This is a genomic window from Oceanobacillus neutriphilus (assembly GCF_014645515.1).
In the GTDB taxonomy this organism is placed as follows: domain Bacteria; phylum Bacillota; class Bacilli; order Bacillales; family Amphibacillaceae; genus Oceanobacillus; species Oceanobacillus neutriphilus.
On the sequence record NZ_BMLW01000002.1, the window covers coordinates 426,675 to 438,938 of the forward strand.

Here is a 12,264-nt window from a genome sequence, read left to right on the forward strand (position 1 = left end):
AAACAAAATTTAAATAATACGTTTATTTTCGTATTTACTATATTTCACATGAACTTGTAGCAACAATTTGGAAATTCAGTACAAACTTTTGCAATTTTCCGGTAGTTTAAAAGAATTTTCTTTATTAAAACGCTCATAAAACATGATTCCGTTTAAGTGATCTATTTCATGCTGAATAACAATAGAGGAATAACCTTTAAGTTTCAACACTATCTCTTCTCCCTTTATATTAAATCCTTTCACTTTAATTCTCTCATATCTAGGGACAAATCCTTTTATATCCCTATCAACTGAAAGGCAACCTTCACTCGGTGGTAGGTAAATCATAGAAATTGAATGACTGATTATTTTAGGATTAATAAGCATATATTCATGTTGGATACCTTTCTCATCTGTTAAAAAAGCAACGAACATCCGCTTATTCAAACCAATCTGATTTGCTGATAAGCCAACTCCTGCTCGCAATTTATATTTTTCAGACAAATCGTGGTCTTGACTATTTTTCAAGAAATTCATCATACAAATTAATATTTCCTTATCTTCTTCTAAAGGAGGTATCATCACATCTTGTGTTGGTTGATGTAGAATTTCATTACCCTCCCTCACAATATCTTTCATGGTCAGCATATAATTCAAATGAAATTTACTCATAAATAAACAATTCATCTACCTTTACTTTTAATGTTTTTGATAATTTAAAATCCAACTCCAGTGTAGGATCATATTTATCATTTTCTATACAATTTATTGTTTGTCTAACAACTCCACACTCCTTGGCAAGTTGCTCTTGTGTTATCCCCAGTTTTTTTCGTATTTCTTTAATTTTATTTTTCAATGGTATCACCTATGTCAAAATAATTGGACATTACTATTTTAACAATTTTTCCTAGTGTGTCAATAGCCTTTAAATGATTCACTTAATTGTCCTAATTCAAATAGTAGTTTTTATTCAACTCCTTAAGTTTGTTCACAACTAAAAATAACTTTTGGCGGAGAATAACCTTCAAAGATAGTATTGAAGTACTAATAATATTATAAATATTAATCTCACTCTCTAAAAAACGAATACCCAAAAAACCCTAATATACAGCGACTTCAAAACAAATAAAAAATAAAAAAGAGATACTGCTTTTACACAATATCCCTCGTTTTTCTCCGTTTCCTCTGGCGGAATCTTGGCGGAGAACCTATTCATTTTTAATCATTTCATCCATTTTACGTACCATCGAAATGCAGTCAAATCAACGTTTTCACTTCAAATGCTCTTAGTGAATTATTCCCACTCAGTACTTCGCCAATACAATATAGTGAAAAATCGTTGATATGATAGGATTTCGGGAAGTATAAAAAACTATAAAAACATAAAAATTGATATAAAGTGTGCCACGACTGTGCCACTGATTTTAATAAATCGGAAAGCTGGAATGAGAAATCATTTCGGCTTTTTATTTTATCTTGTTTACTATAAAAACTATTAAGAGTTTCATTTTTATAAATAAACTTTTATAGATACCAAATTTCACAGTACTAGAATCACTTTTCCAATACCTCCATTAAAGACTTTTCATATTTCTCGGATACTTTTTTCAAATTGACTTTTTCTCTATTTTCATCTCTATAATTTTTATACATCTTGAGACTATCTATAATCTGCACACCAAATTCAAGTTGTGTTATATTGTTTTCGCGTATAGGATAGCATGTATTATTTACTATTGCTAATCTTTTTATTGGGTTTAGATTTAATATATTATTAATTCCAAAATCATGAGAACAAAAAAAATGAAAAAAAACATCTTTTGACTCAGAGTTTCTGGACGCAACTTGAGTTTCCAAATTTCTTAAATGCAGTAAATCCCAAGCCATAGCATTAATTTTAGAAATTACATTGTTTGAAGTTTCTTTAATACCACCAAAAAAAGAACTGATTCGTTCATCCTTGTCAAAAAATAGGTATGCTATATATAACTCATTCTCTGTATATGCAAATAGTTCTTTATTTACACATTCCAGTAATTCTAACATTTTATTTTTTGCACTTTTTTTAGATTTAAAGTTTATTTCATATATTTTAAGTAATAAACAGTAGATTAAATGATACTGTGGTAGTTGCAACAACGGTACATCTACTTTAATTGCTTGCATTACTCTAGAGACATTTTTAACGATTTCGCTATCATTTTTAATAGTATCAAAACTATAACTATCAAATTCCTCTATGCTTTGAGCTTTATCAAATGCAAAAAACGAAACTACACTCTCAAATATAAATTCAGTGTCAACATCATGTCTATTGGCACCAGCTTCTAATATATATGGACTACAACTAATTTGTGCTCCTGAACTTTTTAAATACACTAATAGCTTTTTAAATGAGGGGTCAATTTGCTTATATACTAAATAATTTCTTAAATAACTAATTATGTTAGAATCAAAGTCAAAGCAGCGATGTACTTTAATTTTTCTAAAATACGATTCAAAGTTATATTTATCAATGACCAAAGTGTTCTCCAAACTAGAAAAACTATGTACAATATATTTATCTATCTGCTTCGAGGTAAAATCCATACCAAAGTTATTGATCTCATTATCAAAACAAAACAGTCTAATATCTTGAGCAGAATAATAATTTTCCTTAAAGCTTTCCCAAGGCGTATCTGTTGTTAACAATTCTTCAATTATTTTTTCCATCAAATGCCCCCCTGTTTGATAACGATTTAATTATCTTTATACAGTTTCAATTATTTTTTCTATAAATAAAAAAAATGTCCTTGCCCAATATAAAAATCCTTATTTTCTATATTGAAAGTACACAAACGATATCTAAATAGAAGATAAAGATATGATACCAGTTTAACAATAACCTATTAGAGATACCAGAATTAAATAATCCATGCATTGCAGAATTTTATAGAAACTCGATTTTTTGGCATTTGGGATATTCTCATCTGACATGATTTTTTTTGGATAAAAACATTGGGAGACAGAAAGTGAATTTTGAGCAGAATTTGTATAATCGGATCTTAGGTAATGCACAGTCCTTAATGCATATGATAATTGTCTTGATTGGTATTTATTTAGTATTTAGGCTTGAGTATTTCAAACTGACTGTTTTTTATTATTGCTTTGGTTGCAGTAGGATTAATCTTTAATGCAGCTGGTTTAAAAGACGTATTGTTAAACTTATTCAATCGAATTATTGGTGCGTAGCTCAGATTTTTCATGATAAAATAAAATATATATTTTTTATTATGAAAGGATTTATAAATATGTTTACAGATGACCAGTTTAAATCAATATTAATTAAAACACTAGAAAGAAAGAGCTCTTCAAATTATCATGAAGGAGTTAATAAAATTGTTTCTAAAATAAAAATATCAGATGTGACTTTAGATGAGACTGAAGATTTTACTTATTATAAAGGATACATCAGGGGATGGAATACACTTTGTACCTATCTTAAAATAAAAGTTCCTTTTGATGATTTAGATTTTTTTGAAAGTCATAAAGATTTGCTCACCCAGACAGCAAGCTCTATATATGATAAACAAGGTGATAATGTATTAGTAGATACTATTTTAGTACCACTTCCAGAGAATTACGAAGTAATCGACTTTAGTCCGTTGAAAATTAGTGATGTGGTCTCACAAGCCATAGAAGATGCTGAGTCTTTCATGAGTAATGGTGAATATCCACGTGCATTTGATAGAGTGCACACCGCTTTTCATGGATACTTAATTGAAATACTAAAAAATTTTGGAATTACAGCCCCTAGAGACGAAAGTCTATCTAAATTATATAATAGGATACAAACGTTAATTGAAAAAGAAATTCAACCTGCTGACCTTGCTGATATGGTGAAGACAACAATAAGGTCATCAAATGGAATGATTAATTCTCTTAACGAAGCAAGAAATAGACATTCACTTGCACATCCTAATACAAATATTATTGGAAAAAGAGAAGCAAAACTAATAATAGGTATTGCAAGTACAGTTACAGATTACATTAGTGGATACCTTGATAAGTAGCGTCATTAACTGACTGCTACTTTTTTTATGACTGTTTTTATAAAAAGGACGTGATAACCAATGAAAATGCAAGTCTATATTGCGAAATGAAGAATATGTAATCCATGAGTACACCCCTATTACTGAAATCAATCGTTTGAGTGCTATGGTACAAGATATCGAAGGAATTCCGCTTTATGACGCTCTTGTCGAAATATAAAGTTACTGGTTTAATAGCGTTGAAGAAACACTGGAAAATCTAAACAGTATTATATGTTACAGCGGTTGTGATTCGATGGAAGATTTGGCACTTTACTATATGAAAGTATCAGGTCTACTTGGTGAAGTACCTACCAATTTATAGAATTATATTGACTATCAAGCACTCGGACGTGATATGTAAATCAAGGGTAATTTTCTTGTTACTTCTCTTGGTTTATTTGAATATATACCTTAATTTATACTAAAGAACTTAGATTAAAAACTGATTTCATTTTAACTTTTTGCTAAATGTACGATAATAATAATAGAGGACATTTTACAAGGAGAATAAAAATGATAGAAAAAATGCTGATTCATAAAATAGCTACGTATAGTAATCCTGTAGAAATACTTCCTAAAAAATTAAATTTTATATATGGAAGTAACGGAAGTGGAAAAACTACAATTTCTAATTTAATAGGCAATTTCGATTTATCTGATGATTGTTTGGTAGAAATGAAAAATTCGAGTAGCATCAAGACTTTGGTTTATAACAAACAATTTGTAGAGGACAACTTTAGCCAATCTACCAGTAGTGTAAAAGGGATTTTTACTTTGGGTGAGGATTCTATTCAAGCTCAAGAGGAGTTAAAAAAACTAGAGACTGAAAATCAAGAAAAATCGAGTATGATTGATAAAAAAGAAGAAACTATTAAAAAATTTGATGAAGAAATTACTTCAAAAAAAGGGTTAGTTATGGATAAGTGTTGGAAGCTCCAACAAGACATAGGGAATAGCTTTAGCAACGCTCTAGTTGGTTACAGAAAAAGCAAACAAAAATTTTTTGATAATTGTATTAGTGTTTATGAAAAATGGGATAAGAAAGGTGCTGAAAGCATAGATAAAATAAAAGAAAAGTACGATATTTCATTTTCTAAAGAAAGTCAAGTTTATACTAAGTTTCCTACTATTGATATTACTGAAATTCGAACTATTGAAGAATCTGATTTACTTCAAAAAGTAATCACAGGTAGTAAAGATACCCCAATGGGACAATTGATAGAATTACTCAAAAACAGCGATTGGGTAAAACAAGGGTTAGAATATATTCCTAATTCAAATCAACAATGCCCATTTTGCCAACAAACATTGTCTAAAGAAATCCAACAAGAAATTGTAGGTTATTTTGATGAAGAGTATGAAAAAGATTGCCAATCCATTAAAGAATTTATTTTTAATTATAATACTTATTTTAATAGGATTGAAAGTACTCTTTCTGAAATTTTAAAAACAACAATTCCATTTATTGATACTTCGAAGCTAGAAACCGAATATGAATTATTTAATAGTCAATTGAAATTAAACAACGAAGAATTGCAAAAAAAATTAAACTCACCGTCAAACAAAATTACTATAAATAGTGTTAAAAAGCTAATTGAAGAGATGAACCAAATTATAGAAGCATATAACAATGCAATTATTTCTAATAATAATATTGTAAAAAATCAAAAACAAGAACAAATAAATTGTAAAAACTTACTTTGGGATTACATTGTTAATGAATTGAAAGTAGACTTGGAAGATTATCTAAATTTTACAAATGGAAAGCAAAAAGCTAAAGATTCTATTGGACAACAAATTTCAACCTTAAAAAAGAAAATTCAAGATAATAAAACTAACATTGAAACTATTGAAGATTCTCTAACTAGTGTTGTACCAACTGTTACAGAAATTAATAACATTCTTACAAAGTTTGATTTCAAAGGATTTCATCTTAAAGAAAATGAAAACCAAAAAGGTACTTACCTCATTTTAAGAGATGATGGTACAAATGCTAGCAGCACACTTAGTGAAGGAGAATATAATTTTATTACATTTTTATATTTTTACTATTTGGTATATGGAAGTCAGGAAAAAACAGGGATATCGGCAAATAAAGTAGTTGTAATTGATGATCCCATTTCTAGTTTGGACAGTAATGTTCTATTCATTGTAAGTACATTAGTAAAGAATTTAATTAATGATTGTAAAAATAATGATAATGGCATTAAACAAGCCTTTGTCCTTACTCATAATGTCTACTTCCATAAAGAAATTACTTTTTTAGGCAGTCGAAAACAATTTTCTAAAGAGGAAGCTCTGTTTGGTATTGTGAGGAAAAAAGATAATGTAAGTACTTTTCACATCTACGATACAAATCCTATTGAATCAACTTATCAATTGATGTGGCGTGAGCTTATCTCTGATAAAATATCAACAGTAACTTCTTTTAACACTATGCGTCGAATATTGGAGTATTATTTCAAGATTATTGGTGATATGGATTATGAAAAATGTATTAATGAATTTGACGGTACAGATAAGATAGTTTGCAAAGCTTTAGTATCCGGTATTAATGATGGCTCACATTTTATAAGCGATGATTTTGTTATAGCCTTTGATGAAGAAAATATTGAAAACTATAAACGAATATTTCGGTTAGTATTCTACAAACTAGGACATATTCAACACTATAATATGATGATGGGTGTACCCACTCCTTAAAATTATAGTTGGCGATTTTCTTAAATAGCTCTTTTTTTACGATTAAAAAATAGTGTAAAAATCAGATTATCCGCATAATTATTGGATTTATCAATGCTTTTCTAGGATTAAGTAATCTTTTTTACCACTAATTTACTACTTTTGAAAGAGTCTTGATACGACTATACATCCTAAAAAAGTGAAGAACAATAAAAGATACTTCCATTATGAAAATTAAATAAGAAATAGATAGGCACTTCAAAATGAGGTGTCTATTTTTTTTAAAATTATTTAGAAACAGACAGTTGTTTTGACTAATTTAAATGAAAAGGAGAATGAGCATGATGTCTTTGAAAGAGCAAGAAATATATGAAGATAAAGTCATGCAATGGATTGACGACAATTTTGTATTAAATGAGATAGAAATTGAAGATTATCCGTTTTTTCTTCATGGGAAATTGGTTCGTGATAAACAAGGAGAAACAATGGTTGTGTTTTGGTGTGTGATTTATGGACGAGTAGATTATCGTTTTCAAGACGCATAAGGAGCGATGAATCATGCAGATGTTTAACTCTCGCTCCCCTCCCACTCCCTTTATGTCTAATTATGAACCATGAATCAAAAACTAAAATTAGAAAAGAGGTCTGTATCATGGAATTAAAATATGTAATACCGAACATGGAAAAAACATTCGGTAACTTAGAATATGCAGGAGAAGGCAAAGTCGAACAGCGACGGATTAATGGACGAATGACCACTCTATCTCGTAGTTATAATCTTTATTCAGATGTTCAACGGGCAGATGATATTGAAGTCATACTCCCTAATGAAGCTGGCGAAAAATTCTTTGAACATGAGGACAGCGTAAAATTAGTCAATGCACGTATTACCGCAGAAGGTTATAAAATTGGGGATCGTGGGTTTACGAACTATATACTACATGCAGACGATATCGTCAAAGCATAAGGAGGAATCACAGGTGAGATTAGCACAAGGCATTATTATTGATAAAGAAAAGACTTTTGGAATATTGAAGTTTTCGGCATTACGAAGAGAAGTCTTTCTTCAAAATGAGGATGGTACGGTTTCAACCGAAGTGAAAGAACGTACCTATGATTTAAAATCGAAAGAACAAGGACGGATGATTCAAGTCAGTATACCTGCTTCTGTCCCCTTAAAGGAATTTGATTATAACGCACAGGTAGAAATGGTCAATCCTGTAGCTGATACAGTCGCTACTGCCACCTTTCGTGGAGCTGATTTGGATTGGTATATCAAGGCAGATGATTTGGTGTTAAAAGGAAAAGCTGCACCAGTTAGTGATAAATCCGTAAATAAACCACCCGATAAGGATAAATAAATATGAAACTTCTTAAAAGACGAGGGAAACGGATTAAAGAAAAAGACGCTTCTCTCGTTTTTCAGTTTGTATTTACTCGGTTAGTTGGAACATGGCTTCTCTTTTTTACACCCTTTCACCTATCCTTTTTACTATCTACTAAATGGCAGCTTGATATATTTCAAGCTCATTTTATTAGTACGTATGGATTAATGACGCTGCTTATCAGTCTTGTATTGACGGGCGGTTGTGCTTTTGTCTATTACTGTTATCGGTATGACCACCTCAAACAGATTATTCACCGTCAAAAACTCGCTAAAATGATACTTGGAAACGGTTGGTATGAAACAAAACAAGTCACCAAAGAAAGTTTCTTTAAAGACATCCCTTCTGATAAAGCAAAGGAGAAAATCAGCCACTATCCTAAAATCTATTATCGTTTTGAGAAAGGATTGCTGCATATTCAAGTGGAAATTACACTCGGAAAATATCAAGAGCCATTATTAAATTTGGAAAAGAGGTTGGAAAGTGGCTTGTATTGTGAGTTGGTATCAAAAGAATTACATGATTCCTTTGTGGAGTATATCCTACTTTATGACACAATTGCGAACCGTATTTCTATTGAGGAAGTTATTGCTCAAAATGGTAGCTTAAAGCTCATGGAATCAGTGTATTGGGAATACGATAAGCTACCGCATATGTTAATTGCTGGCGGAACTGGCGGTGGCAAAACATATTTTATTTTGACACTCATTGAAGCCTTACTCAAAACAAACGCTAAACTATATATCCTTGACCCTAAAAACGCTGATTTAGCAGACTTAACCACTGTAATGTCAGATGTGCATTACAAGAAAGAAGATATAATGGCATGTATTGACCAATTCCATGAAGCCATGATGGCTCGAAGTGAAGAAATGAAACAAATGGAAGGCTATAAAACAGGAGAAAACTATGCTTATTTAGGATTGTCCCCACACTTTTTGATATTTGACGAGTACGTAGCGTTTATGGAGTTGCTTACTTCCAAAGAAAATACAGCCGTTTTAAGTAAGTTGAAACAGATTGTCATGCTTGGGAGGCAAGCAGGCTTTTTCCTAGTCTTAGCCTGTCAACGTCCAGACGCAAAATATCTTGGGGATGGAATAAGAGATCAATTTAACTTTCGGGTAGCTTTAGGTCGTATGAGCGAACTCGGATTCGGCATGATGTTCGGAAGCGACGTACAAAAACAGTTTTTCCTCAAACAAATCAAAGGACGTGGTTATATTGATAAAGGGGATAGTGTGATCTCTGAATTTTACACGCCGCTTGTGCCAAACGAGCATGATTTCTTAAAGGAAATCGGAAAACTCGCAAACTAAAGGCTGCCCAGTGCAGCGGCGTGCAACGCAAAAGCCGCTGTGCTGGGCTAAGCCTTAACCCCCCGTTTCTAACAGGGGGGTAGAAAAACAATAGGAAACTGTTTCAAAAACCCATGAACCCTTATGCCACAAAGGTTTGAAACACATGAGTAAGATGTCAGCTTTTACACTCTAGTTGACATCTTTTTTTAGTTGGGAGGAATGCACATGAATCATATGCCTTGGTATCAAGTATTAAAAGACAAACGGTTAGAATATGGTGTATCACAAAATAAGCTGGCAGTACATGTTGGCATTACAAGGCAATATATAAGTGAAATCGAGACAGGAAAAGTAACTCCTTCTGATTCCTTGCAAAACGCCTTGTTTGAGGTGCTGGAACAATTTAATCCAGATTCACCACTGGAAATCTTGTTTGATTATGTGCGAATCCGATTTATCACTACTGATCCACTTCTAGTGATTGAGGATATTTTACAGTTGAAAATAGAATACATGCTACATGAGGATTTTGCTTTTTATTCGTACCTTGAACAATATGTCTTTGGCGATATTGTTGTCATGGTTTCGCCTGATGAAGATAAAGGCTGCTTGCTCGAATTGAAAGGAAAAGGATGTCGTCAATTTGAAAATTTTCTACTAGCCCAACAGCGAACATGGTTTGATTTCTTTGTCGATGTCTTTCGTGTTGGTGGTGTATTTAAACGCATTGACCTTGCGATGAATGATAAGACAGGCATTTTGGATATTCCATTACTCACGAAGAAATGCCATAACGAAGAATGTATTTCTGTTTTTCGCAGTTTTAAAAGTTATCGCTCTGGGGATTTGGTACATGGTGAAGATAAACCAGACATGGGAAACACCCTGTATATCGGTTCTCTAAAAAGTGACGTATATTTTTGTCTCTATGAGAAGGACTATGAACAATTCGTTAAATATGGTATTTCACTGGAAGATACAGAGGTGAAAAATCGCTTAGAAATCCGATTGAAAAATGATCGTGCCTATCATGCGATTGTTGATCTAATGAGTTTTGAGGACGCTGGACGAACCGCTTTTTCTATCATCAATCGCTATATACGATTTGTTGATAAGGATGAAAAAAAACGTCGAAGTAGTTGGAAAGTAAATGCGGCATGGCAACATTTTTTAGATTTAGGAGAAAATCGAAAAATATCGTTAACCACAAAGCCTGAACCCTATACCATTGATAAAACATTACGGTGGCTAGCAAGACAGGTCGCACCCACATGGAAACTGGCAACAAAGCTGGATGAAGTCAACGAAACAACGGTAATGAAGGATATGCTGCAACAGGCTAAATTAACCAAGCGTCACCAAAAATTGCTTATGCAGCAAGCAATGATGACCGATGATGTGATTCGGATTTTCAAAGATGAAGATTAGAAAGGAGCAAAACATATGAATTTCGGGCAGAATTTGTATAACTGGTTTTTAGATAATGCACAATCTTTAGTTTTAATGGCAATTGTGGTCATTGGTATTTATCTTGGTTTCAAACGGGAATTTTCTAAATTAATTGGGTTTCTCGTCATTGCGTTGGTAGCTGTCGGATTAGTCTTTAATGCGGCAGGCGTAAAAGATGTATTATTAAACCTATTTAACAGAATTATTGGGGCTTAAAAAATATAGTCATTAGTTTGTATGCTTGCTATAATTAAATGTAGCGTATATTCGGAGAAAGAAAGGGAAATGATTTAATGGCTGATTATACTAACGAATTTTTACAAGACACTTTTATGAAACTACTAGAAGAGCAATTAGAAAAAGCTAAAACTCAAGAAGAAGCAGATGAAATAATTAAAAAATTTGAGGAAGTAGATTTAGATAAAATATTTAAAGATATGTACACTAGGATGGCTAATGATACTACAGGTTACATGAGAGATACTATGTATGAACAAGTAATGCTATTTCGTGCTGAAGAACAAGAGTTTTTATCGATTCAAGAGCAAAAGTGGAACAAAGCATTTGTAGCTTCTGAGTCAATGTATATCATGGTAATCGAAGCAGCTCAATCATATGTTGAACATGTAAATAACTTACCCCAAGACCAATTGCAGGAATCTTCTCATGTTTTCACAGCAATGCAACATATACATGGTCGAGCAATGCAACAATTTCTTGAGATTATTACATTGATGAAAAATGGTTTTGCGGATGGAGCATATGCTAGATGGCGTTCTATGTATGAGCTTGCAATAATCTCTTCTTTCATTAAAGAACATGGTGAACCAGTGGCAAAAGCATTCATACAATCTTCTAATACAGAAGATCGATATGAATGGGCAAGAACAAGTGGTGTTTTTCCAACAATAAAAAGATTTATAAGCTTTAATGATATACAAAAAAATTGTGATATTAATTCTACTGTTTGGAGACGCCAATATGATTTAGCAAATAAAATAGTCCATGCTTCTCCTCAAGGAACTTTTGCCAGATTAAGCAATATGACACCCAAAGACGTTATTCCATCGGGAAGAAGTGATTTTGGTATTACAACACCAGCAGAACATTCAGCAATTTCTTTAGCTCAAATCACTACAATGTTTTTAACTATTCATCCCTCAGGAGATAGTCTTGTAGCAATAAAATATATTCAAAATTGGATTGATATTATCAGAGAAATATATTTTAAGACACATGATTTGATATTTCCTGAAGAAGAAAAACTATGGGATGAAAGTATGACCAGTTATGAAGATGAAGTTAACAAGGGGAATTAAATCGTACCTGTTCTTTTATGAAAGATAAGCGATTTTCTTATGTTTCGTAAAAAACTGGTGATCCAAACGGAGTGCG

12 protein-coding genes and 2 pseudogenes are annotated in these 12,264 nt (G+C 31.9%); 11 read left to right on the top strand and 3 right to left on the bottom strand.

Annotated elements, in window-relative coordinates; genetic code table 11:
- Positions 1 to 75: 75 nt before the first annotated feature.
- From def to IEX29_RS05180, 3 genes are all read right to left on the bottom strand, one after another.
- Positions 76 to 651 carry a peptide deformylase gene (gene def, locus IEX29_RS05170; protein ID WP_077702571.1) on the bottom strand — a complete coding sequence of 192 codons (576 nt, stop codon included), beginning with the start codon at positions 649 to 651 and terminating at the stop codon, positions 76 to 78.
- Complete coding sequence (locus tag IEX29_RS05175; protein ID WP_077702570.1) at positions 644 to 835, bottom strand: helix-turn-helix transcriptional regulator; 192 nt, start codon at positions 833 to 835, stop codon at positions 644 to 646. The genes def and IEX29_RS05175 overlap by 8 nt, the downstream gene beginning before the upstream one ends.
- A 698-nt stretch (positions 836 to 1,533) precedes the next feature.
- A complete protein-coding gene (locus IEX29_RS05180; protein ID WP_188733406.1) occupies positions 1,534 to 2,691 on the bottom strand; it encodes a hypothetical protein in 1,158 nt (385 codons plus the stop codon).
- Positions 2,692 to 2,990: 299 nt separating this feature from the next.
- Between IEX29_RS05180 and IEX29_RS26580 the strand changes: the two are divergent.
- The 11 genes and pseudogenes from IEX29_RS26580 to IEX29_RS05225 all read left to right on the top strand — a co-directional run bounded on the left by IEX29_RS26580 (position 2,991) and on the right by IEX29_RS05225 (position 12,188).
- Positions 2,991 to 3,210 (top strand): annotated as a pseudogene (locus IEX29_RS26580) (hypothetical protein).
- A gap of 59 nt (positions 3,211 to 3,269) precedes the next feature.
- The gene (locus tag IEX29_RS05185) at positions 3,270 to 4,031 is read left to right on the top strand and encodes an abortive infection family protein (protein ID WP_439822986.1); all 762 of its coding nucleotides are present in this window, start codon (positions 3,270 to 3,272) and stop codon (positions 4,029 to 4,031) included.
- 88 nt (positions 4,032 to 4,119) lie between these two features.
- Positions 4,120 to 4,413 (top strand): annotated as a pseudogene (locus IEX29_RS26585) (antirestriction protein ArdA); the annotation flags it as partial.
- A 152-nt stretch (positions 4,414 to 4,565) separates the two neighbouring features.
- Positions 4,566 to 6,755, top strand: coding sequence for an AAA family ATPase (locus IEX29_RS05190; RefSeq protein WP_188733407.1), 2,190 nt, complete (start codon positions 4,566 to 4,568; stop codon positions 6,753 to 6,755).
- Positions 6,756 to 7,075: 320 nt separating this feature from the next.
- Positions 7,076 to 7,279, top strand: a complete 204-nt coding sequence (locus IEX29_RS05195) for a hypothetical protein (protein ID WP_077604238.1) — start codon at positions 7,076 to 7,078, stop codon at positions 7,277 to 7,279.
- Between the two features lie 107 nt (positions 7,280 to 7,386).
- The gene (locus IEX29_RS05200) at positions 7,387 to 7,701 is read left to right on the top strand and encodes a YdcP family protein (protein ID WP_077604239.1); all 315 of its coding nucleotides are present in this window, start codon (positions 7,387 to 7,389) and stop codon (positions 7,699 to 7,701) included.
- A 13-nt stretch (positions 7,702 to 7,714) separates the two neighbouring features.
- Entirely contained in the window at positions 7,715 to 8,095 is a 381-nt protein-coding gene (locus IEX29_RS05205; RefSeq protein ID WP_077604240.1) for a YdcP family protein, read from the top strand.
- Between the two features lie 2 nt (positions 8,096 to 8,097).
- Positions 8,098 to 9,438, top strand: coding sequence for an FtsK/SpoIIIE domain-containing protein (locus IEX29_RS05210; protein ID WP_077604241.1), 1,341 nt, complete (start codon positions 8,098 to 8,100; stop codon positions 9,436 to 9,438).
- A gap of 192 nt (positions 9,439 to 9,630) precedes the next feature.
- On the top strand, positions 9,631 to 10,848 hold the full coding sequence (gene mobT, locus IEX29_RS05215) for a MobT family relaxase (protein WP_373290646.1): 1,218 nt from the start codon (positions 9,631 to 9,633) through the stop codon (positions 10,846 to 10,848).
- 15 nt (positions 10,849 to 10,863) lie between these two features.
- Positions 10,864 to 11,085, top strand: coding sequence for a hypothetical protein (locus IEX29_RS05220; protein WP_077604243.1), 222 nt, complete (start codon positions 10,864 to 10,866; stop codon positions 11,083 to 11,085).
- 77 nt (positions 11,086 to 11,162) lie between these two features.
- Positions 11,163 to 12,188, top strand: a complete 1,026-nt coding sequence (locus tag IEX29_RS05225; RefSeq protein ID WP_077604244.1) for a DUF5677 domain-containing protein — start codon at positions 11,163 to 11,165, stop codon at positions 12,186 to 12,188.
- Positions 12,189 to 12,264 lie beyond the last annotated feature (76 nt).

Coding starts and splice junctions, on each gene's coding strand:
- def (WP_077702571.1), bottom strand. CDS start 651: ATGAGTAAATTTCATTTGAATTATATGCTGACCATGAAAGATATTGTG.
- IEX29_RS05180 (WP_188733406.1), bottom strand. CDS start 2,691: ATGGAAAAAATAATTGAAGAATTGTTAACAACAGATACGCCTTGGGAA.
- IEX29_RS05185 (WP_439822986.1), top strand. CDS start 3,270: ATGTTTACAGATGACCAGTTTAAATCAATATTAATTAAAACACTAGAA.
- IEX29_RS05190 (WP_188733407.1), top strand. CDS start 4,566: ATGATAGAAAAAATGCTGATTCATAAAATAGCTACGTATAGTAATCCT.
- IEX29_RS05195 (WP_077604238.1), top strand. CDS start 7,076: ATGATGTCTTTGAAAGAGCAAGAAATATATGAAGATAAAGTCATGCAA.
- IEX29_RS05200 (WP_077604239.1), top strand. CDS start 7,387: ATGGAATTAAAATATGTAATACCGAACATGGAAAAAACATTCGGTAAC.
- IEX29_RS05210 (WP_077604241.1), top strand. CDS start 8,098: ATGAAACTTCTTAAAAGACGAGGGAAACGGATTAAAGAAAAAGACGCT.
- IEX29_RS05220 (WP_077604243.1), top strand. CDS start 10,864: ATGAATTTCGGGCAGAATTTGTATAACTGGTTTTTAGATAATGCACAA.
- IEX29_RS05225 (WP_077604244.1), top strand. CDS start 11,163: ATGGCTGATTATACTAACGAATTTTTACAAGACACTTTTATGAAACTA.